This is a genomic window from Monashia sp. HAY1-2A (genome assembly GCF_056755315.1).
On record NZ_JBNDHY010000004.1, the window covers coordinates 50,112 to 70,231 of the forward strand.

Here is a 20,120-nt window from a genome sequence, read left to right on the forward strand (position 1 = left end):
TAAAGCACGATCGAAGCCATGACAAGTGCGCCGACATGGACCATCGCGCAGGTCGCCGAGGAGTTCGGCGTCACGCATCGCACGGTGCGCCACTACGAGGAGCTCGGGCTCATCTCCCCCGAGCGGCGCGGCACGCAGCGGGTCTACCACCGGCGCGACCGCACCCGCCTCAACCTCATCCTGCGCGGCAAGCGGCTCGGCTTCCCGCTCGAGCAGATCCGCACGATCATCGACCTGTTCGACGCTCCCCGGGGCCGCCGCGCGCAGCTGGAGTACGTCCTCGACCAGATCGACGAGCGCCGCGCGGACCTCGACCAGCGGCTGCGGGACGTGCAGGACGCCATCGCCGAGCTCGGTGAGTTCGAGCGCCGGTGCCGCGAGGACCTCGCCCGGCTGGAGTCCGACGCCTCCTGAGGCCCGTCCAACGCGGTGCGGCACCCATGACGCTGCGTTATGGGTCCCCCTAGCGGAACTCGCGCCCGGTCGTGACACGATGGCGGCATGAGCGCTGCAGACCCGAAGTTCTCCGCCTACGCACATCCCGAGCGTCTCGTCACCACCGAGTGGCTGGCCGAGCAGCTGGCCGCGGGCAACGTCGGCGGCCCGGACGGGATCGCCCTGCTCGAGTCGGACGAGGACGTGCTGCTCTACGACACCGGCCACATCCCCGGAGCCCTGAAGATCGACTGGCACGTCGACCTCAACGACCCGGTGACCCGGGACTACGTGGACGGCGCGCGCTTCGCCGAGGTCCTGGGCGCCCGCGGCATCGCGCGCGACACGACGGTCGTCATCTACGGCGACAAGAGCAACTGGTGGGCCGCCTACGCCCTGTGGGTGTTCAGCCTCTTCGGCCACGAGGACGTCCGTCTCCTCGACGGCGGCCGCGCGAAATGGGTCGCGGAGGGCCGCGAGCTGACGCGTGAGGTCCCGACGCCGAAGCCGGCCCAGTACCCCGTGGCCGAGCGTGACGACGCCCCGATCCGCGCCTTCAAGGACGACGTGCTCGCCCACCTCGGCAAGCCGCTCGTCGACGTTCGCTCGCCCGGCGAGTACTCGGGCGAGCTGCTCCACATGCCGGACTACCCCCAGGAGGGCGCGATGCGCGGCGGGCACATCCCCGGCGCAAGGTCGGTGCCGTGGGCCCGCGCGGCGAACGAGGACGGCACGTTCAAGTCGCGCGAGGAGCTGGAGGCGATCTACCTGGCCGAGCAGGGCCTGGCACCGACGGACGACGTCGTCGCCTACTGCCGCATCGGCGAGCGCTCGTCGCACACGTGGTTCGTCCTGACGCACCTGCTCGGCTTCGAGGCGGTCCGCAACTACGACGGGTCGTGGACCGAGTGGGGCAACGCCGTGCGTGTCCCCATCGAGAAGTGACCGGACCGACCGAGGCGCCCTGATCCCGATGACCGACACTCCCCTCCCGACGGCCTTGGCCGAGATCGCCGAGGACTTCCGCACCGCCTCGACCGACCTCAAGCTGCAGCTGCTCCTCGAGTTCAGCGACGAGCTGCCCGCCCTGCCCGAGCGCTATGTCGGCCACCTCGACCGGCTCGAGCGCGTCGACGAGTGCCAGTCACCGCTGTTCCTCACGGTCGAGGTGGACGACGGGTCGTCGTTGGACGACCGCGCGGTCCACCTGTTCTTCGACGCCCCCGCGGAGGCACCCACGACCCGCGGCTTCGCGGGCATCCTCCACGAGGGCCTCGACGGGCTGACCGCGGCAGAGGTCCTCGCCGTCCCGGACGACGCCCCGATGCGGTTCGGCCTCGCCGAGGCCGTCTCCCCGCTGCGCATGCGCGGCATGGTCGCCATGCTGGCCCGCATCAAGCGCCAGGTGCGTGCCAGGACCGCGGCGTGACCTGCGCCCGGGCCAGGTCGGCCGCCCCTTCCTACGTCACTGCTCACTCTCACTGAGCACTGACGTACCAGCAGCACCCCTACGCCGCCGCGGCGACACCCTCCCACCGCTACGTCACTGCTCACTCTCACTGAGCACTGACGTACCAGCAGCACCCCCACGCCCCCGCAGCCACACCCTCCCACCGCTACGTCACTGCTCACTCTCACTGAGCATTGACGTACCAGCAGCACCCCCACGCCCCCGCGGCGACACCCTCCCACCGCTACGTCACTGCTCACTCTGACTGAGCACTGACGTAGACGTCGGGGGCCGACACCTTGGACCCGGCCGCCTCTGTCGGTGGGTCGTGACAGCGTCGGTCCATGGTCGCTCCCGCTGCACCGTCGTTCTCCGACCCCGATCACGTGGGGCGCCTGGTGGCGCGCGTGCGGCGCCGGGCCGACCTCAGCCAGCGAGACCTCGCCGCACGGGTCGGTCTGGCCCCGGCGTCGGTGGCCCGCATCGAGTCGGGAACAGGCCTGCCGAGCCTCGCGACGTTGAGCAGGATCCTCGAGCTCGCCGGGCTCCGGCTGGCTGTCCTCGACTCCAGCGGACAGGAGGTCGAGCCGGTGCCGGTGGACGGCGTCCGGGACAACCAGGGGCGCCGCTTCCCGGCGCACCTGGACGTGGCGCCTCCGGACGAGGTGCCCTACGAGCGGTGGGCCTACCCGCGCTACGACCGACGGCCGGCGAGGGGTTGGTACGGTCTCCGGCCGGCGCGGGACCGCGCCCTGGCCGACGGCCCGCGGCGTGAGCGCCCCGCGGACCACCCGACCCAGGGCGGGCTCGAGACCCGCGCCCGGCTCATGCGCGGCCCGCAGCCCCTGACACGGCCTCCCCGGCAGCTCGAGCCGGAGTGCTCGTGCCCCGACGCGTGCTTCGAGGAGCTCTGCATCGCCGAGTGCACCTGCCAGTGCGAGCCTCGGCGCAGCAGGTTCGTCGTGCCGTCACGCTCCATCGGAGCCTGACCCGAGGCTGACCGGAATGTGACCAGGGGCCCCGGCCCGCCCGTGCCGGCGGTCAGCCGCCGATCTGGGTGCGCACCTCGTAGAGCTCGGGGAAGAACGTGAGGTCGAGGGCCCGACGCAGGAAGTCGACGCCGCTCGAACCTCCGGTCCCCGTCTTCTGGCCGATGGTCCGCTGGACGACCTGCAGGTGCCGGAACCGCCACTGCTGGAAGTTGTCCTCGAGGTCGACGAGCTCCTCGCAGGTCTCGTACACGCCCCAGTGGTCGTGCGGCGCCGCGTAGACACCGGCGAAGACGTCCACGAGTCCCGGCTCGAGCCGGTACGGCTGGGTCCAGTCCCGCTCGAGCAGGTGCGCGGGGACCGCATATCCGCGGCGCGCCAGGTAGGCCAGGAACGCGTCGTAGAGACTCGGCTCGTGCAGCAGCTCGTCGAGCGCGGTGCGGGCCGTCTCGTCATGGGAGAAGACCGCCACCATGTCGGCGTTCTTGTTGCCGAGGAGGAACTCGACCTCGCGGTACTGCGCCGACTGGAACCCGGAGCTCGTGGCGAGGAAGGGCCGGATCTGCGCGTACTCGCTCGGCGTCAGCGTCGCGAGCACCGACCACTGGTCCGTCAGCGAGTGCTGGATGTGCTTGACCCGGGCGAGCCTCTTGAGGGCGGGGGCCAGCTCGTCGGAGGCGAGGAGGCTCCGGGCGGACCGCAGCTCGTGGATCATCAGCTTGAGCCACAGCTCGGACGTCTGGTGCTGGATGATGAAGAGCAGCTCGTCGTGCTGCGGGGGGTCGCTGAGCGGCTGTTGCGCGCTCAGCAGCGTGTCGAGACGCAGGTAGTCGCCGTACGACATCCGGCGCGTGAAGTCGCGTTCGATGCCCTGCTCCAGGTCGCGTCGGCTGCGCGCATCCGTGTCACCGGTGGCACCGTCCGTTCCGTTCATGACCGCGATCCTAGGGGCCCGCTCAGCGCGGGCGAGGACGCAGGCGGACCAGGTGCGACACGACGCCCGGGATCCAGCCCGTCTCGCCACGCATCCAGCGGGCGCCGACGAGGTTGTGCGGGACGACCACGGTGTCGGCCCGTGCCGCGACGAGTCCCAGGTCCGTGCCGAAGGCATCGGTGACCACGGCCCAGTCCCGGGCGCTGTGTCGTGTCAGGTGCTCACCGATCGCGATGGCGAAGGTGTCGACCACGACGTCGGACCCGCCCCCGGCCGACGGGTCCGCCTGGACGGCGCGGAACTGCTCGTCGAAGTGCGAACCGATGGACTCCAGGTCGTCGACGTCCACCCCGAGCGTCCGGGCGCGGTCCAGGCCCGCGGAGATCCGGGCGCGCTCCTCCTCACCGAGTGGGCGGCTCTCCGGACGCCCCGAGGGGTCGGGCACCAACGAGTCGTGGGTCTCCGGGGCCTCGTCGACGGCGGGTCGCCCCTCGGTGTCGGTGACCTCGGAGCTCTTGCGGCGGGAGAACAGACCCATGCCGCCAACGTACTGCGGCGCAGGGAGCCCGCCCAGCCCCGTCCATGCCGGGCCCACCACACCCGGGTGAGCCGGTCCGCCTCAGCCGGAGAGCAGAGCGCGGAGGTCCTCGGCCTGTGGGCCCGTGCGGCGCGGCTCGGACGGACCCCACGACGCCTGCCGCACAGCCGCACCCAGCCCCCAGCCGATCCCCATGACCGTCACACCCAACCGCAGGGCGCGAGCCCGCAGACCCGACGCCCCGCCGACACCACGCAGCTCACCAGCCACCCAGCGGCGCAGGTCGGCCGAGCCCAGACCGCGATGCCGCGCCACCATGACCGCGTGGTTGCGGCGTCCGTACAGCTTGTAGCGGGTGTCGAACCGGGCGCCCCTGACGTGCGGCGCGGGCAGGTGGTCGACCACGGCGTCGGGGGCGAAGACGACTCGTCCGCCGATCCGCCCGACACGCAGGAACACGTCGGTGTCCTCGCGCAGCGCGGTGCCCGGGTAGTCGTCGCGGAACCCGCCGAGGTCGGCCAGCACCGAGCGCCGGAACGACATGTTGGCGCCGATCCCGTGGTCGACCTCGAACGGGGCGTCCGCCGTCACGGCGAACCCTTCGGTCAGGCGGCCGTTCGGCAGGTAGCGCCCGACCGGCTGGTCGTAGCGCTCCTCTCCCGCGATCCCGTTGCGGGTGCGACCGGCAACGGCCGCGACGGAGGGGTCGCGGTACGCGGCGCGCACCGCCCTGGACCAGCCGGGTTCGACGACGACGTCGTCATCGAGGAAGGCCACGACCTCACCGGTGACCCGGCGCAGCGCCTCGTTGCGGGACCGTGTCATCCAGCCGGCCAGCTGCGGCGCCCAGACGAAGTGCAGCGGCAGGTCGTGCGCGTCGACCTCCGCACTCCTGTCCCTGGCCGACGCGTCGACGACGACCACCTCGTCGACGGGGTCCTCGAGGGCGGCGATACCGGCCAGGCAGCGCTCGAGGAAGGCCGCGCGCTCGTACGTGACCACGCAGACGCTGAGGCCGGCCCGTCCGCGCCCGGCGACGTGCTGCCCGACCACCCCCTCGTCCATGGCCGCACCCTAGCGACGGGGTGGGGAACCCGTCAGCCGAACGTGTCGGGGTCCGGGCCCGTGCGCCGTCCGCGGTCGAGGCCGGCCAGGGCATCGAGAGCCTCGCGGTCGAGGGCGAAGTCGAAGAGGCGGGCGTTCTCCTCGATGCGCTCGGGCGTCACCGACCGCGTCAGGACGACGTTGCCGAGCTCGATGTGCCACCGCAGGACGACGCGGGCCGGCGAGACGTCGAGTCGGCGCGCGACGTCGGTGACGACCGGGTCCTCGAGGAGACCCGCCCGGACGGCGAGCGGGCTCCACGCCTCGGTGACGATCCCGTGTTCCTCGTGGAAGGCACGCAGCTCACGCTGCTGGAGGTACGGGCTCAGCTCCACCTGGTTGACGGAGGGCAGCACCCCGGTCTCGTCAAGGAGTCGCTGCAGGTGCGGCACCTGGAAGTTGCACACGCCGACCGAGCGGACGCGTCCCTCCTGCTGCAGCTCGAGCATCGAGCGCCACGCGGCGACGTACCGGTCCTGCTTCGGCGCGGGCCAGTGGATGAGGTAGAGGTCGAGCACGTCGAGGCCGAGCCGCCCCATGGACGCGTCGAACGCGCCGCGGACGTCGTCGTGGTCGTCGTTCCAGACCTTCGTCGTGACGAAGACGTCGTCGCGGGGCAGCGCGGACGCGGCGAGGACGCGGCCGATGCCCGCCTCGTTGCCGTAGAGCCGCGCGGTGTCCAGGTGGCGGTAGCCGACCTCAAGCGCGCGCCCGGCGGCGGCGTCGACCTCGGCGTCCGGGACCTCCCAGACACCGAAGCCGAGCTGGGGCACGGCGAGGCCCGGGGTGCTGGCGTGGCCGAGTGGAAGGGTCGGGACCGTCTGTCGTGGCGTCATGGGACACACGCTAGATCGGGGACGGTCCGGCAATGTGCTGGACCTCACGGCGAGACGGCGGGAATGAGCCGGGTGACCGGAAAACGGGCCACGGCCCAGCCGCTAGAGTCCGAACCATGGCTCCCATCAGCAAGGTCCTGATCGCCAACCGTGGTGAGATCGCCGTCCGGATCGCCCGGGCCTGCACCGACGCCGGCATCGCCTCGGTGGCCGTGTACGCCGACCCCGACCGCGACGCGCTGCACGTCACGGTCGCCGACGAGGCGTTCGCCCTCGGCGGGGCGACCCCCGGTGAGAGCTACCTGGACCAGGACAAGCTGCTCGAGGTCGCGGCCCGCTCCGGGGCCGACGCGGTCCACCCCGGCTACGGGTTCCTGGCCGAGAACGCCGGCTTCGCGCAGAAGGTCATCGACGCCGGCCTGACCTGGATCGGCCCCGGCCCGGAGGCCATCGACGCCCTCGGCGACAAGGTCAAGGCCCGCCACATCGCCACCAAGGCCGGCGCCCCGCTGGTGCCCGGCACCACCGACCCGGTCGCCGACGCCGACGAGGTCATCGCCTTCGCGAAGGAGTACGGGCTGCCGGTCGCCATCAAGGCCGCCTACGGCGGCGGCGGCCGCGGCCTGAAGGTGGCCCGCACCCTGGAGGAGATCCCGCACCTGTTCGAGTCGGCGGTCCGCGAGGCCGTCACCGCGTTCGGGCGCGGCGAGTGCTTCGTCGAACGGTTCCTGGACAAGCCCCGGCACGTGGAGACCCAGTGCCTGGCCGACCAGCACGGCACCGTCGTCGTCGTCTCGACCCGGGACTGCTCGCTGCAGCGCCGCAACCAGAAGCTCGTCGAGGAGGCCCCCGCCCCGTTCCTGACCGAGGCCCAGCACGCCGAGCTGCTGCGCGCGTCCAAGGCCATCCTGCGCGAGGCCGGCTACGTCGGCGCCGGCACCTGCGAGTTCCTCGTCGGCCCGGCCGGCGACATCAGCTTCCTGGAGGTCAACACCCGCCTGCAGGTCGAGCACCCGGTCTCCGAGGAGGTCACCGGCATCGACCTGGTCCGCGAGCAGTTCCGCATCGCGAACGGCGAGCACCTCGAGGAGGTCGACCCGGAACCGCACGCGCACTCCATCGAGTTCCGGATCAACGGCGAGGACCCCGGCCGCGGGTTCCTGCCCGCCCCCGGCACCGTGACCCGGATGGTCGTGCCGCACGGCCCCGGGGTGCGCTGGGACGCCGGCATCGTGCAGGGCGACACCGTCGCCGGCGCGTTCGACTCGATGATCGCCAAGCTCATCGTCACCGGCCGCGACCGCACCCAGGCCCTGCAGCGGGCCCGCCGCGCCCTGGCCGAGCTGCAGATCGAGGGCATGCCCACCGTCGTCCCGTTCCACCGCGCCGTCGTCACCGACCCCGCGTTCGCCCCGACCGACCCGGACCAGCCCTTCACCATCCACACCCGCTGGATCGAGACCGAGTTCGACAACCAGATCCCCGCCTACGCCGTCACCGGCCCCGACGCCGCCGGCGCGGCCCCCGAGCCGCGCCAGACCGTCGTCGTCGAGGTCGGCGGCCGCCGCCTCGAGGTGTCCCTGCCCGGCGGCCTGGCCATCGGCAACGGCGCGGCCACCACCCGCAAGAAGGCCCCGAAACGCGCCGGCGCGTCCAAGGGCGGCGCCGCCGCCTCCGGGGACTCCCTGACCGCCCCGATGCAGGGCACCATCGTCAAGATCGCCGTCGCCGACGGGGCCACCGTCGCCGCCGGCGACCTCGTCCTGGTCCTGGAGGCCATGAAGATGGAACAACCCATCACCGCCCACAAACCCGGCATCATCACCGGACTGAGCGCCACCGTCGGCCAGACCGTCACCTCCGGCGCCGTCCTGGCCGACATCAAGGACACCGAGGCCTGAGCCCACCCGGCCTACCACCGTCCGACACCGCGAGGGGCCGCCACCCGTCCGGGTGGCGGCCTCCGTCGTGTCCGGGCTGCGCCGGGTCAGGACCGACTGGGCGGGTCCCCGAGCGTGATGTCCCCCTCGCCGGTGGGCGGGATCTCGGACGGACCCGGGCCTCCGGGGAGGGAGGGGTCGACCGGGCTCGGGTCGTTCGGGTCGGGCACGCCCGGCGGCGGCGTCGCAGGCCCCGGCTCCGGCGTCGGCACGGGGCCCGGTTCGGGCGTGGGCGGCGTGGGAGGCGGGGTCGGCACCGGCGCGGGTCCCGGTGAGGGCTCCGGCGTCGGCGCGGGCCCCGGGCTCGGTCCCGGCTCAGGCGTCGGGGCAGGTGTCGGGGCGGGTGTCGGGTCGCCCGGCGCACCCGGCTGCGTCCCGTCGTCCTCCGGCGGCAGGCCGAGGGCGTCGCGGACCCGGTCCGAGCCCTCGTCGAGCTGCTCGGCGTACCGGCCGCCCGTCTTCTCGTTGATGAGCTCCTCGGCCTTGTCGAGGCCCTGGCCCACCTGGTCCGGATGGCCCTTGATGAAGTCCTTGGCCTTGCTGATCCAGTCGCTCACGTGTCCTCCGGGATGGCTGGACCGGGGCGGGGAGCGCCCCGGACGGCGGCGGCGCCGCCACGGAGCCGACGTTACGCCTCTGGCACACTGCTGGGGTGCTTGTGACCCTGTCCACCGCGACCACCCAGCCGAACGGCTTCTCGGTGACGAACCTGCTCGCCGCGCTCGTGTTCGTCCTGCTCTTCTGGCTCTTCCAGCGCTGGCTGCGCGACCGGGTCTCGACGCGGCGCCGCGAGCGGTGGGCGGAGGAGGACCGGCGCGAGCAGGAGTCACTCGGGGACGAGCACACCGGGGACGCAGACCACCCCGTCGGCCCCACGTACCCTGACGGCGCTGCGGACCCGGACGACCCGACGCCCCGCTGAGGCTCAGTCGGCCTGGTGCAGCTGTCGCGCGGCCTCGGCGACCGACCCGGACAGCGACGGGTAGACGGTGATGGTGCTGGCCACCTGGTCGACCGACAGCCGGTTCTGGACGGCGAGGGCCACCGGGAACACGAGCTCGGAGGCCTTGGGTGCGACGACGACGCCGCCGAGCACGGTGCCGTGCGCCTTGCGGCAGAAGAGCTTGACGAAGCCGTCGGTGATGCCCTGCATCTTGGCGCGCGGGTTGCGCGCGAGGGGCAGCATGACCGACTCGACGTCGGGCGACTCGTCGGCGGCGTTCTGGCTGATGCCGACGGTCGCGATCTCGGGCTCGGTGAAGATGTTGGCGGCCACCCCGCGCACGTTGAGCGGTGCCACGGCGTCGCCGAGGGCGTGCCACATGGCGATGCGGCCCTGCATGGCGGCGACGGAGGCGAGCGGCAGCACCCCGGTGCAGTCTCCGGCCGCGTAGACCCCGCCGACGCTCGTGCGCGAGACGCGGTCGACCTGGATGTGTCCGGACGGGCTCAGCTCGACGCCGGTGTCCTCGAGGCCGAGGCCCGCCGTGTTGGGCACGGAGCCGACCGCGAGCAGGGCGTGCGACCCCTCGACGGTGCGGCCGTCGACGAGGGTGACGACGACGCCGTCCGCGGTGCGCTCGACCGAGGCCGCCCGCGACTTGTTCAGCACCTCCATGCCGCGCTTGCGGAACACCTCCTCGATGACCGTCGCGGCGTCGGCGTCCTCCCCGGGCAGCACGCGGTCGCGGGAGGACACGAGGACGACCTGCGAGCCGAGCCCGAGGTAGGCCTGCGCCAGCTCCGCACCGGTGACGCCGGAGCCGATGACGACGATCCGCTCGGGCAGCTCGTCGAGGGAGTAGATCTGCTGCCACGTCAGGATGCGCTCGCCGTCGGGGCGCATGGTGTCCATGACCCGCGGCGAGGCGCCGGTGGACAGCAGCACCACGTCGGCGGGCAGCTCACGCGTCGTGCCGTCGGCGAGGTCGGCGACGACGAGGTCGCGCCGGGCGAGGCGGGCCGTGCCGGGCAGGACGGTGACGCCGACCTGCTCGAGGCTGCCGCGGATGTCGGCGCTCTGTGCGGCCGCGAGCTCGAGGATGCGGCCGTTGACCGTCCCGGGCTGGGCCACGGCATCGGACACCTCGTCGCCGTCGTCGTCCTGCAGGCGCACGCCGAGGTGCGAGGCGGTCTGGAAGTCGGACATGTAGTCGGCGGTGGCGATGAGCGCCTTGCTCGGGACGCAGTCGGTGAGGACCGCGGCGCCACCGAGGCCGTCCTTCTCGACGACCGTGACCTGCGCGCCGAGCTGGGCGGCGACGAGCGCCGCCTCGTACCCACCCGGGCCGCCCCCGATGATGACAACGGACGTCTCACGCGTGATCACGCGTCCATCCAACCATCCCGCCGGGAGGTGTCCGGCACGTGGAGGGCGTCGCTAGAGTCCTGAGCGTGACCACGACGCACCTCGACCTCGCCGACCCCTCGACCGACCCCTTCGCCGTCGCCGAGGCCGCGGCGGCCGTCATCGCCGAGCGCACCGGGGTCGAGCGCCACGACGTCGCCCTCGTCCTGGGTTCCGGCTGGGGCCAGACCGCCGATCTCGTCGGGCAGACCCTGACGACCATCGAGAACGCCGACGTCCCGGGTTTCCACCGCGCCGCGGTCGCCGGGCACTCCGGCACGATGCGCTCGGTCGCCATCGGTGAGACCGGCCGGCGCGCGCTCGTCTTCGGGACGCGGACCCACTTCTACGAGGGCCGTGGGGTGCGGTCGGTGGTCCACGCCGTCCGCACGGCGAAGGCCGCCGGGTGCAGCACCGTCGTCCTCACCAACGGCTGCGGGGGCCTCAACCCGGCGTGGGGTCCGGGTACCCCGGTCCTCATCCGCGACCACATCAACCTCACGGCGCACTCCCCGATCGAGGGACCGAACTTCGTCGACCTGACCGACGTCTACACGCCCCGGCTGCGCCAGCTCGCACGCGAGGTCGACCCCGACCTCGACGAGGGCGTCTACGTGCAGTTCCGCGGGCCCCACTACGAGACCCCGGCCGAGGTGCAGATGGCCAGGGTCATCGGGGGTGACCTCGTCGGCATGTCGACCTCCCTCGAGGCCATCGCGGCCCGCCAGTGCGGCCTGGACGTGCTCGGCATCTCGCTCGTCACCAACCTCGCGGCCGGCATCTCCGAGACGCCGCTGCACCACGAGGAGGTGCTCGAGGCGGGGCGCGCGGCCGCGGGACGGTGCGGTCGCCTCCTCGCCGCGGTCGTGGGGCGCATCTGATGGCCGCCGTTCCCGGCACCGACGCCCCGGGCACCAACGCCCCCGGTACCGACGCCCCCGGCGCCGACGTGCTCCTCGCGGTCGCCGCCGCGTGGCGCGACGACGACCCGGACCCGACGACGCGCGGCGAGCTGGACGCGCTGCTCGAGCGGGCGGCGGCCGGCGACGACGCGGCACGGACCGACCTGGCCGACCGCTTCGCGGGCATGCTCGAGTTCGGCACGGCGGGACTGCGCGGCGCGCTCGGCGCGGGCCCGAACCGGATGAACCGCAGCGTCGTCATCCGGGCCGCGGCCGGGCTGACCGCCTACCTGCGCAGCGAGGGCGGCGCCGGCGACCACCCGACCGTCGTCATCGGCTTCGACGCCCGCTACAACTCCGACGTCTTCGCCCGCGACACCGCGGCGGTGGTCGTGGCCGCCGGGGGCCGCGCCCTGCTCCTGCCCCAGCCACTGCCCACACCGGTCCTCGCCTTCGCGATCCGTCACCTCGGCGCGGACGCCGGCGTCATGGTCACGGCGAGCCACAACCCACCACAGGACAACGGGTACAAGGTCTACCTCGGCGACGGCAGCCAGATCGTGCCGCCGTCCGACGCGCAGATCGCCGCGCACATCGCCCGCGTCGAGCGCGTCGCCGACGTCCCTCGCGCGCACGACGGCTGGGAGACCCTCGGCGACGAGCTGCTCTCGGAGTACCTCGACGCCGTCGTCACCGTCCTCGATGCCGGCTCGCCGCGCGACCTCGCGATCGTGCACACCAGCCTGCACGGCGTCGGCCACGGGACCGTGACGGCCGCGTTCCAGCGCGCCGGGTTCGCCGACCTCGCGGCCGTCGACGAGCAGGCCGTGCCCGACCCCGACTTCCCGACCGTCGCGTTCCCCAACCCCGAGGAGACGGGGGCCATCGACCTGGCCCTGGCGCTGGCCCGGTCCGCGCCGTGCGACCTCGTCATCGCCAACGACCCGGACGCCGACCGCTGTGCGGCCGCGGTGCACGACCCGGCCCTCGGCGACTGGCGCATGCTCCGCGGTGACGAGGTCGGTGCCCTGCTCGGCGCCCACGTCGTGCGGCGCGGCGTCGGGCGCGGCGACGTGTTCGCGAACTCGATCGTGTCCTCGCGCCTGCTCGCCGCCATCGCCCGAGCCGCCGGGGTGGACCACGAGGAGACGCTCACCGGCTTCAAGTGGATCTCACGCGTGCCGGGCCTGCGCTACGGGTACGAGGAGGCGCTCGGCTACTGCGTCGCGCCGCAGCTGGTCCGCGACAAGGACGGTGTCAGCGCCGCGCTCCTGCTGGCCGAGCTCGCCGCGTCCCTCAAGGCGCAGGGGCGCACGCTGACCGACCTGCTCGACGACCTCGCCGCCGAGCACGGCGTGCACGCCACCGACTCCTTCTCGGTGCGGGTGTTCGACCTGTCCCAGACCGAGACGCTGATGAACCGGCTGCGGTCCGGCCCGCCGGCGTCGGTGGCCGGGATCACCGTGGTGCGCGTCGACGACCTGTCGCGCGGCGACGGTGGTCTGCCGCCGACGGAGGGGTTGCGGTGGTACCTCGAGGACGACTCCCGCGTCATCGTGCGCCCGAGCGGCACGGAGCCGAAGGTCAAGGTCTACCTCGAGGTCATCGAGCCGGTCGAGGGGCCCGACGCGCTCCGGATGGCGCGCGCCACCGCCGAGACGCGTCTCGCCGCCGTGCGAGCCGACCTCGAGCACCTCACCGCGATCTGACCTCGGGCCCCGCCCACCCGTTCAGACGACGAACGTCCCGATGACGAAGAAGGCGGCGGCCGCCAGGAGCAGCCCGACCGAGACCGGGTCCCACACCTGCGTGGCGATGCGCGGCGTGCGCCCGTCCTTGCGGCGGCGGTCCTGCTCCCGCCGCTCCTCGATCTCGGCCGCGACGGTCTGTGCATCGACCTTGGGACGGCGCGGACGGGTGTCGGCCTCGGCGCCGGCGGTGCCGGCCGTGCCTCGGAGCCGGTTGGCCCCGATGGCGAGGGCCTGACGCCCGTACCTGGGCCGGCCCGGGTCGGCCGGCACGCCCCAGGCGGTGTACCTGCGGCCGGCACAGAACAGCTCGAGCGCCCAGCGCGAGCGGACCTCGTCGATGGCCGGCCACGTCACGTCGACGACCCGCATCGGGTTGACGAGGCGCACACCCTCCGCGTGGATGACGGCGCTCGGACGCACGACGAACAGCCACAGGAGGACGAGGGCGAGCACGACGCTCGAGATGAGCGTCCAGCTGCGCGAGGGCGTCAGCAGAGCCGGCACGAGCAGGGCCAGACCGCAGACGCCCCCGGCCGCGCCGACGGCGATCGAGGACCCGGGACGCACGGTGTGGGGGTCGCGAAGCGGTCCGAGGCCCGCCGGCGTCGCGTCCGCGGCGCCACCGGGGCGTGTGGCGTCGAACGCCTCGTCGTCGCGGCTCACGCGTCCTCCCCGTCTCCTCGTCGTCACCGCCCGGTCAGGCCGGGCACGCACCCTCCGGGTCCGAGGGTCATCGCCTGACTCTCTCACGCGCCGGGCGTGGCGACGACGGCCGGGGCGGCCTCGGCTCGGTCGGGGGCGTCTCGGATGGTGGATACACTCGGCGGGTGACCGTTAGTACGACGACGACGCGCAGCGCGCAGGAGCTCACCGCCCAGGCGCGGGACGTCCTCGGGGTGTCGCGCCTGACCAACTCGGCCCTGACCTCGTGGCTGCACGGGCTCCCCGGCGTCGACCAGGTCGGCTGCGAGGCGCGGGCCGCCTCGCTCGGCACCCGGTCGATCAAGACGACGAGCAAGGCTTGGGCCATCGACACCGCGATCGGCATGATCGACCTGACGACGCTCGAGGGCGCCGACACCGTCGGCAAGGTCCGCTCGCTGTGCGCCAAGGCGCTCGTGCCCGACGCGCTCGACCCGACGACGCCGCGTCCGGCGGCCGTCTGCGTCTACGGGGACATGGTCGCGACCGCCAAGGACGCCCTCGGCGACAGCGGCATCCACGTGGCGGCCGTCGCGACCGCGTTCCCGTCCGGGCGCGCCAGCATGGCGGTCAAGCTCGCCGACACCCGCGACGCCGTGCGCGCCGGGGCCGACGAGATCGACATGGTCATCGACCGGGGAGCGTTCCTGTCCGGCGACCACCTCACGGTCTTCAACCAGATCGCCGAGGTCAAGGCCGCCTGCGGGACCGCGCATCTCAAGGTCATCCTCGAGACCGGCGAGCTCGTGACGTACGACAACGTGCGCCGGGCGTCCTACCTGGCAATGCTCGCCGGTGGTGACTTCATCAAGACCTCGACCGGCAAGGTGTCCCCCGCGGCGACCCTGCCGGTCACCCTCGTCATGCTCGAGGCGGTGCGCGACTGGCGCGAGGTCACCGGCGTGCAGGTCGGCGTCAAGCCCGCCGGCGGCATCCGCACGACCAAGGACGCCATCAAGCACCTCGTCATGGTCAGCGAGATCGCGGGCGACGACTGGCTGACGCCGGAGTGGTTCCGCTTCGGGGCCTCGAGCCTGCTCAACGACCTGCTGCTGCAGCGGCAGAAGCTGGCGACCGGCGCCTACTCCGGTGCCGACTACGTGACGATCGACTGACCGAGGACCCTGATGCCCACCTTCGAGTACGCCCCTGCGCCCGAGTCGCGCGCCGTCGTCACCATCGAGAAGTCCTACGGCCTCTTCGTCGACGGCGCCTTCACCCGCCCCAAGGCCACCTTCGCCACCGTCAACCCCGCCGACGAGTCCGTCCTCGCCGAGGTCAGCCAGGCCGGACCCAAGGACGTCGACAAGGCTGTGGCCGCCGCCCGCCGCGCCTACGACGGTGTCTGGGGCCGTCTGTCCGGCGCCGAGCGCGGCAAGTACCTGTTCCGCATCGCGCGCATCCTGCAGGAGCGCGCGCGAGAGTTCGCCGTCCTCGAGACCCTCGACAACGGCAAGCCGATCAAGGAGACCCGCGACGTCGACGTCCCGACGGCCGCGGCCCACTTCTTCTACCACGCGGGCTGGGCCGACAAGCTCGAGTACGCGGGCCTGACCCCGTCCGGCGGACCCGTGCCCCGACCGCACGGCGTCGTCGCGCAGGTCATCCCGTGGAACTTCCCGCTGCTCATGCTCGCCTGGAAGGTCGCACCGGCGCTCGCGACGGGCAACACCGTCGTGCTCAAGCCGGCCGAGACGACGCCGCTCACGGCGCTGCTGTTCGCCGAGGTGTGCCAGCAGGCCGACCTGCCCCCGGGCGTGGTCAACATCCTCACCGGCGACGGGCGCACCGGCCAGGCGCTCGTCGAGCACCCCGACGTCGACAAGATCGCCTTCACCGGCTCGACCGAGGTGGGCAGGTTGATCGCCCGATCGATCGCCGGTACCGCGAAGAAGGCCACCCTCGAGCTCGGCGGCAAGGCGGCCAACGTCGTCTTCGACGACGCGCCCATCGACCAGGCCGTCGAGGGCATCGTCAACGGCATCTTCTTCAACCAGGGCCAGGTCTGCTGCGCGGGGTCGCGCCTGCTCGTGCAGGAGAGCGTCCACGACGACGTCGTCGCCCGGCTCAAGCGTCGCCTGGGCACCCTGCGCGTCGGGGACCCGATGGACAAGAACAGCGACCTCGGCGCCATCAACAGCCGGGCCCAGCTCGACCGCATCACGACCCTCGTCGACGCCGGTATCGCCGAGGGCGCCGAGCGGTGGAGCCCCGAGTGCACCCTGCCGGGCAAGGGCTTCTGGTTCCCGCCCACCGTCCTCACCGGCGTCTCGCAGACCCACCGGGTCGCGACCGAGGAGATCTTCGGCCCTGTCCTGTCGGTCCTGACCTTCCGCACGCCGCAGGAGGCCGTCGCCAAGGCGAACAACACGGCGTACGGCCTGTCGGCCGGCGTGTGGACCGAGAAGGGCTCGCGGATCCTCTGGATGGCCGACCGGTTGCGCGCCGGCGTCGTCTGGGCCAACACCTTCAACCGCTTCGACCCTGCCTCGCCCTTCGGCGGCTACAAGGAGTCCGGCTACGGCCGTGAGGGCGGGCGCCACGGCCTGGACGCCTACCTCACCACCACCCCTGCGACAGTGTCCTCGACCGCGACGGGAGCCGCCCGATGAGCCGCCTCGACGTCCGCAAGACGTACAAGCTCTACATCGGGGGCGCCTTCCCCCGCAGCGAGTCGGGTCGTTCCTACGAGGTCGTCTCAGCCCAGGGCCAGTTCCTCGCCAACGCCTCGATGGGCTCGCGCAAGGACCTGCGCGACGCCGTCGTCGCGGCGCGTGGCGCCTTCCCCACGTGGTCGGCGGCCACGGCCTACAACCGCGGCCAGGTGCTGTACCGCGTGGCCGAGGTGCTCGAGGGCCGGCGCGCGCAGTTCGTCGAGGAGGTGGCAGCGGGCGAGGGACTGTCGGCGCGCGCGGCGTCGGGCGTCGTCGATGCGACCGTCGACCGCCTCGTCTGGTACGCCGGCTGGACCGACAAGGTCGCCCAGGTGCTCGGCACCCTCAACCCGGTGGCCGGACCCTTCTTCAACGTGTCCGCTCCCGAGCCGACAGGCGTCGTGGGCGTCCTTGCGCCGCAACGCTCCTCGCTGCTGGGCCTCGTGTCCGTGGTGGCGCCGGTCATCGCGACGGGCAACACCGCGGTCGTGCTCAGCTCGACCGACCGGCCGCTGCCGTCGGTCACGTTCGGGGAGGTCCTGGCCACGTCGGACGTGCCGGCCGGCGTCGTCAACATCGTGACGGGGCGCACCGCCGAGGTGGCCCCGTGGCTCGCCTCGCACCGCGACGTCAACGCGATCGACCTCACCGGTGCGGCCGGCGCCGACGGACTCGAGTGGGGCGCGCTGGAGGCCGAGGCCGCCGGCAACCTCAAGCGGGTCCTGCGCCCGACGCTGTCCGAGGGCGCCGCGGTCGAGCCGGACTGGAGCGCGGACCCCGGCCTGACCCGAATCCGTGCCTTCGTCGAGACGAAGACGGTCTGGCACCCGAAGGGCCTGTGACCGGTTCGTGAGCGCGGGGCGCGAGGCCGTGGGTGGCACGGACGCGACGGGCGAGGTCGCGAGCGCGTCGTCGCCCGGCCGACGACGCGTGCTGCTGCTCACCGGGCCGAGCGGCGCCGGCAAGAGCCGGTTGGCCGCACGGCTCAGCGCCGCCCACGGCTGGCCCGTCGTCCGGCTCGACGACTTCTACCGCGAGCACGACGACCCACGGCTGCCGCGTTCCCCCATCGGCATCGCGGACTGGGACCACATCGACTCGTGGGACACCGACGCGGCGGTCACCGCCCTGCGGACCCTGGTCGACACCGGGCACGTCGAGGTCCCGGTGTACGACATCGGGGCCTCCGCCGTCACGGGTCGGCACGCCGTCGACGCCGGTCCCCGCGACCACATCCTGGCCGAGGGGCTGTTCGCCGGGCGCCTCGTGGCGCCGCTGCGGGCCGAGGGTCTGCTCGCCGACGCGCTGTGCGTGCGACAGAACCGGTACGTCACGGCGCTGCGCCGGTTCGCGCGCGACCTCGCCGAGCGCCGCAAACCGCCCCACATCCTCCTCCGGCGGGGCCTGGCGCTGCTGCGCGACGAGCCGCACGTCGTCGCCGAGGCCCAGGCCCTCGGGGCGCGCTGCATCACGCCACGCGAGGCGGAGACGGAGCTCTCGCACCTCGTGACGAACAGCCGCCCCTGACGCCGTCGAGCGGCGGGCCTCAGCCCATCGGCGAGGCGACGTAGCCCAACGCGGCATACCCCGGCTTGATGACCTCGTTGATGAACCCGAGGCGCTCGTCGAACGGGATGAACGCCGACTTCATGGCGTTGATCGCCGCCCACCGGAAGTCCGTGAGGGTCCAGCCCGCCTGCTCGGCCAGCAGCGTCGACTCTTTCGTCATCGAGGTGTCGCTCATGAGCCGGTTGTCGGTGTTCAGCGTCACGCGGAACCGCAGCCGCTTGAGCAGCGTGATGGGGTGCAGCGGGATCGACAGCGCCGCGGAGGTCTGCAGGTTGCTGCTCGGGCACATCTCCAGCGGGATGCGCATGTCACGCACGTACGCGGCGAGGCGGCCGAGGCGCACACGCTTGAGCTCGACGTGCACGAGCGCCTTCGGGTCGTCGCGGTGCCCGTCGAGCCACTCACCGAAGGGCCGGTCGTCGATGGTGATGTCGTCGACGATGCGCACACCGTGGCCCAGCCGGTCGGCTCCGCACCACTGGATCGCCTCCCAGATCGACGGCAACCCGAAGGCCTCACCGGCGTGGATCGTGAAGTGCGCGTTCTCGCGGCGCAGGTACTCGAAGGCGTCGAGATGCCGGGTGGGCGGGTAGCCGGCCTCGGCACCCGCGATGTCGAAGCCGGCGACGCCGCGGTCGCGGTACCTCACCGCGAGCTCGGCGATCTCCGCGGACTTCGCGGCATGGCGCATCGCCGTCAGCAGGGACGTGACCCGGATGGGGTGACCGGCCACGGCGGACCTCGCCTCCCCGTCACGGAAGCCGGCGTTGACGGCCTCGACGACGGCCTCGAGCGACAGGCCACGACCGAGGTGCTGCTCCGGTGCGTAGCGGCTCTCGGCGTACACGACACCGTCGGCACCGAGGTCCTGGGCACACTCGCTCGCGACGCGGAACAGCCCCTCCTCGGTCTGCATGACCGCGAGCGTGTGGTCGAAGGTCTCGAGGTAGCGCGGCAGCGAGCCGGAGTTCGCACTCTCGCGGAACCAGCTGCGCAGGGCCCCCGCGTCGGTGGCCGGCAGGGACTCGTACCCCACCTCGCCGGCCAGCTCGATGATGGTCTGGGGCCGGAGCCCGCCGTCGAGGTGGTCGTGCAGCAGGACCTTCGGGGCTGCCCGCAGGTCGCCGACGAGGCCGGCGTCCGACGAGGAGGTGGGGACCGACGTCATCGGTGCGCGGTCGGTCACTGCTCGTCGTCCTCACGGTTGACCGTGTCGGGGCTGAAGGCCGGCAGGCACACCGCCACGTACTCGGCGCCCTCCGGGCCGCAGGAGTAGCGGATCCGCTCGCCGGCCCGTGTCACGACGCTCTGGCCGGCCTCCACGGACAACTGGCCGCCGTCATGGTCCAGGAGCACCTGGCCCCGCAGGACGAGCGTGATCTCGTCGAACTCCGGAGTCTGGAAAGGCTCCGACCAGTCCGCCGGCGCCACCATGTGCGCGACGGAGACCGAGGAGCCGAGGCCGGCGTCCGGGCTGTTGACGGCGCCGACGTGCTCGTCGATGACCTTGCCGCCGGGCACGGGAATGCGGGTCGGGGACGGGATGAGATGAGGCACGAGGCCACCCTACGCCCCGCGTCGGCGGCCGGAAGACGCCGCCGAAAGGCGCCCGGTGGACGACCCGCGAACGCCGGGTGAACCCCGTTCGGCGCCCGCGGAACGGGCTCCTGCAAAAGGCTCCGGAAAATGCGGCAGAGGCCCTGCCCGGGGTGTCCCGGGAGGGCCTCTGTCGTGAAAGTGTGTCCGGCTGCGTCCTACTCTCCCACACCGTCACCAGTGCAGTACCATCGGCGCTGAAGGGCTTAGCTTCCGGGTTCGGAATGGGGCCGGGCGTTTCCCCTTCGCTATGACAGCCGAAACTCTATGGAGATCTCAAACACGCGGGGTGTGGAGTGTTTGTGTCTCGGGAACTGCACAGTGGACGCGGAGCATCTTCGTAGGGTCAAGTTGTCGGCTTATTAGTACCGGT

21 protein-coding genes and 1 rRNA gene are annotated in these 20,120 nt (G+C 72.7%); 12 read left to right on the forward strand and 10 right to left on the reverse strand.

Features of this window, described 5'->3' with window-relative positions:
• The first annotated feature begins 18 nt into the window (after positions 1-18).
• The 4 genes from ACPYOM_RS01260 (at position 19) to ACPYOM_RS01275 (ending at position 2,874) form a co-directional block, all read left to right on the forward strand.
• Positions 19-414: a MerR family transcriptional regulator gene (locus tag ACPYOM_RS01260; protein WP_481344573.1), complete on the forward strand. Its 396-nt coding sequence runs from the start codon at positions 19-21 to the stop codon at positions 412-414.
• An 87-nt stretch (positions 415-501) separates the two neighbouring features.
• Positions 502-1,380: a sulfurtransferase gene (locus ACPYOM_RS01265; RefSeq protein WP_481343137.1), complete on the forward strand. Its 879-nt coding sequence runs from the start codon at positions 502-504 to the stop codon at positions 1,378-1,380.
• A gap of 28 nt (positions 1,381-1,408) precedes the next feature.
• Entirely contained in the window at positions 1,409-1,864 is a 456-nt protein-coding gene (locus ACPYOM_RS01270) for a SufE family protein (protein WP_481343138.1), read from the forward strand.
• A 365-nt stretch (positions 1,865-2,229) separates the two neighbouring features.
• Positions 2,230-2,874: a helix-turn-helix domain-containing protein gene (locus ACPYOM_RS01275; RefSeq protein WP_481344574.1), complete on the forward strand. Its 645-nt coding sequence runs from the start codon at positions 2,230-2,232 to the stop codon at positions 2,872-2,874.
• 52 nt (positions 2,875-2,926) lie between these two features.
• Here ACPYOM_RS01275 and kynA read toward each other — a convergent pair whose 3' ends face one another.
• The 4 genes from kynA to ACPYOM_RS01295 all read right to left on the reverse strand — a co-directional run bounded on the left by kynA (position 2,927) and on the right by ACPYOM_RS01295 (position 6,286).
• The gene (gene kynA / locus ACPYOM_RS01280) at positions 2,927-3,808 is read right to left on the reverse strand and encodes a tryptophan 2,3-dioxygenase (RefSeq protein WP_481344575.1); all 882 of its coding nucleotides are present in this window, start codon (positions 3,806-3,808) and stop codon (positions 2,927-2,929) included.
• Between the two features lie 22 nt (positions 3,809-3,830).
• Positions 3,831-4,346, reverse strand: coding sequence for a DUF3806 domain-containing protein (locus ACPYOM_RS01285; protein WP_481344576.1), 516 nt, complete (start codon positions 4,344-4,346; stop codon positions 3,831-3,833).
• A gap of 81 nt (positions 4,347-4,427) precedes the next feature.
• The gene (locus tag ACPYOM_RS01290) at positions 4,428-5,411 is read right to left on the reverse strand and encodes a glycosyltransferase family 2 protein (protein ID WP_481344577.1); all 984 of its coding nucleotides are present in this window, start codon (positions 5,409-5,411) and stop codon (positions 4,428-4,430) included.
• A gap of 32 nt (positions 5,412-5,443) precedes the next feature.
• A complete protein-coding gene (locus ACPYOM_RS01295) occupies positions 5,444-6,286 on the reverse strand; it encodes an aldo/keto reductase (RefSeq protein ID WP_481344578.1) in 843 nt (280 codons plus the stop codon).
• A 116-nt stretch (positions 6,287-6,402) separates the two neighbouring features.
• Here ACPYOM_RS01295 and ACPYOM_RS01300 point away from each other — a divergent pair, with 116 nt between their 5' ends.
• Positions 6,403-8,187, forward strand: coding sequence for an acetyl/propionyl/methylcrotonyl-CoA carboxylase subunit alpha (locus ACPYOM_RS01300; RefSeq protein WP_481344579.1), 1,785 nt, complete (start codon positions 6,403-6,405; stop codon positions 8,185-8,187).
• A gap of 86 nt (positions 8,188-8,273) precedes the next feature.
• On the opposite strand, the gene ACPYOM_RS01305 is transcribed toward ACPYOM_RS01300, so the two are convergent.
• Positions 8,274-8,783 carry an antitoxin gene (locus ACPYOM_RS01305; protein ID WP_481344580.1) on the reverse strand — a complete coding sequence of 170 codons (510 nt, stop codon included), beginning with the start codon at positions 8,781-8,783 and terminating at the stop codon, positions 8,274-8,276.
• Positions 8,784-8,878: 95 nt separating this feature from the next.
• Here ACPYOM_RS01305 and ACPYOM_RS01310 point away from each other — a divergent pair, with 95 nt between their 5' ends.
• The gene (locus ACPYOM_RS01310) at positions 8,879-9,148 is read left to right on the forward strand and encodes a hypothetical protein (RefSeq protein ID WP_481344581.1); all 270 of its coding nucleotides are present in this window, start codon (positions 8,879-8,881) and stop codon (positions 9,146-9,148) included.
• Positions 9,149-9,151: 3 nt separating this feature from the next.
• Here ACPYOM_RS01310 and ACPYOM_RS01315 read toward each other — a convergent pair whose 3' ends face one another.
• Entirely contained in the window at positions 9,152-10,555 is a 1,404-nt protein-coding gene (locus ACPYOM_RS01315; RefSeq protein ID WP_481344582.1) for an NAD(P)H-quinone dehydrogenase, read from the reverse strand.
• Between the two features lie 65 nt (positions 10,556-10,620).
• Between ACPYOM_RS01315 and ACPYOM_RS01320 the strand changes: the two genes are divergently transcribed.
• Both ACPYOM_RS01320 and ACPYOM_RS01325 read left to right on the forward strand, forming a co-directional pair.
• The gene (locus ACPYOM_RS01320; protein WP_481344583.1) at positions 10,621-11,454 is read left to right on the forward strand and encodes a purine-nucleoside phosphorylase; all 834 of its coding nucleotides are present in this window, start codon (positions 10,621-10,623) and stop codon (positions 11,452-11,454) included.
• Positions 11,454-13,184, forward strand: coding sequence for a phospho-sugar mutase (locus ACPYOM_RS01325; protein WP_481344584.1), 1,731 nt, complete (start codon positions 11,454-11,456; stop codon positions 13,182-13,184). The genes ACPYOM_RS01320 and ACPYOM_RS01325 overlap by 1 nt, the downstream gene beginning before the upstream one ends.
• Positions 13,185-13,205: 21 nt before the next feature.
• On the opposite strand, the gene ACPYOM_RS01330 is transcribed toward ACPYOM_RS01325, so the two are convergent.
• On the reverse strand, positions 13,206-13,889 hold the full coding sequence (locus tag ACPYOM_RS01330; protein WP_481343251.1) for a PH domain-containing protein: 684 nt from the start codon (positions 13,887-13,889) through the stop codon (positions 13,206-13,208).
• Positions 13,890-14,053: 164 nt separating this feature from the next.
• On the opposite strand from ACPYOM_RS01330, the gene deoC reads away from it, so the two are divergent.
• The 4 genes from deoC to ACPYOM_RS01350 are packed head-to-tail and all read left to right on the forward strand — an operon-like array spanning position 14,054 to position 18,109.
• Complete coding sequence (deoC, locus tag ACPYOM_RS01335; protein ID WP_481344585.1) at positions 14,054-15,043, forward strand: deoxyribose-phosphate aldolase; 990 nt, start codon at positions 14,054-14,056, stop codon at positions 15,041-15,043.
• 12 nt (positions 15,044-15,055) lie between these two features.
• Positions 15,056-16,540, forward strand: a complete 1,485-nt coding sequence (locus ACPYOM_RS01340; RefSeq protein ID WP_481344586.1) for an aldehyde dehydrogenase family protein — start codon at positions 15,056-15,058, stop codon at positions 16,538-16,540.
• Positions 16,537-17,424: an aldehyde dehydrogenase family protein gene (locus tag ACPYOM_RS01345; RefSeq protein WP_481344587.1), complete on the forward strand. Its 888-nt coding sequence runs from the start codon at positions 16,537-16,539 to the stop codon at positions 17,422-17,424. The genes ACPYOM_RS01340 and ACPYOM_RS01345 overlap by 4 nt, the downstream gene beginning before the upstream one ends.
• A 7-nt stretch (positions 17,425-17,431) precedes the next feature.
• Positions 17,432-18,109: a uridine kinase family protein gene (locus ACPYOM_RS01350; RefSeq protein WP_481344588.1), complete on the forward strand. Its 678-nt coding sequence runs from the start codon at positions 17,432-17,434 to the stop codon at positions 18,107-18,109.
• Positions 18,110-18,128: 19 nt separating this feature from the next.
• On the opposite strand, the gene ACPYOM_RS01355 is transcribed toward ACPYOM_RS01350, so the two are convergent.
• From ACPYOM_RS01355 to rrf, 3 genes are all read right to left on the reverse strand, one after another.
• Positions 18,129-19,319 (reverse strand): adenosine deaminase, encoded by a 1,191-nt coding sequence (locus ACPYOM_RS01355; protein ID WP_481343257.1) that lies wholly within the window; start codon positions 19,317-19,319, stop codon positions 18,129-18,131.
• A gap of 14 nt (positions 19,320-19,333) precedes the next feature.
• Positions 19,334-19,708 (reverse strand): cupin domain-containing protein, encoded by a 375-nt coding sequence (locus tag ACPYOM_RS01360; protein ID WP_481344589.1) that lies wholly within the window; start codon positions 19,706-19,708, stop codon positions 19,334-19,336.
• 184 nt (positions 19,709-19,892) lie between these two features.
• Positions 19,893-20,009: ribosomal RNA gene (rrf, locus tag ACPYOM_RS01365) — 5S ribosomal RNA — on the reverse strand.
• Positions 20,010-20,120: the final 111 nt, after the last annotated feature.

Coding starts and splice junctions, on each gene's coding strand:
- ACPYOM_RS01260 (WP_481344573.1), top strand. CDS start 19: ATGACAAGTGCGCCGACATGGACCATCGCGCAGGTCGCCGAGGAGTTC.
- ACPYOM_RS01265 (WP_481343137.1), top strand. CDS start 502: ATGAGCGCTGCAGACCCGAAGTTCTCCGCCTACGCACATCCCGAGCGT.
- ACPYOM_RS01270 (WP_481343138.1), top strand. CDS start 1,409: ATGACCGACACTCCCCTCCCGACGGCCTTGGCCGAGATCGCCGAGGAC.
- ACPYOM_RS01275 (WP_481344574.1), top strand. CDS start 2,230: ATGGTCGCTCCCGCTGCACCGTCGTTCTCCGACCCCGATCACGTGGGG.
- kynA (WP_481344575.1), bottom strand. CDS start 3,808: ATGAACGGAACGGACGGTGCCACCGGTGACACGGATGCGCGCAGCCGA.
- ACPYOM_RS01285 (WP_481344576.1), bottom strand. CDS start 4,346: ATGGGTCTGTTCTCCCGCCGCAAGAGCTCCGAGGTCACCGACACCGAG.
- ACPYOM_RS01290 (WP_481344577.1), bottom strand. CDS start 5,411: ATGGACGAGGGGGTGGTCGGGCAGCACGTCGCCGGGCGCGGACGGGCC.
- ACPYOM_RS01295 (WP_481344578.1), bottom strand. CDS start 6,286: ATGACGCCACGACAGACGGTCCCGACCCTTCCACTCGGCCACGCCAGC.
- ACPYOM_RS01300 (WP_481344579.1), top strand. CDS start 6,403: ATGGCTCCCATCAGCAAGGTCCTGATCGCCAACCGTGGTGAGATCGCC.
- ACPYOM_RS01325 (WP_481344584.1), top strand. CDS start 11,454: ATGGCCGCCGTTCCCGGCACCGACGCCCCGGGCACCAACGCCCCCGGT.
- ACPYOM_RS01340 (WP_481344586.1), top strand. CDS start 15,056: ATGCCCACCTTCGAGTACGCCCCTGCGCCCGAGTCGCGCGCCGTCGTC.
- ACPYOM_RS01345 (WP_481344587.1), top strand. CDS start 16,537: ATGAGCCGCCTCGACGTCCGCAAGACGTACAAGCTCTACATCGGGGGC.
- ACPYOM_RS01355 (WP_481343257.1), bottom strand. CDS start 19,319: ATGACGTCGGTCCCCACCTCCTCGTCGGACGCCGGCCTCGTCGGCGAC.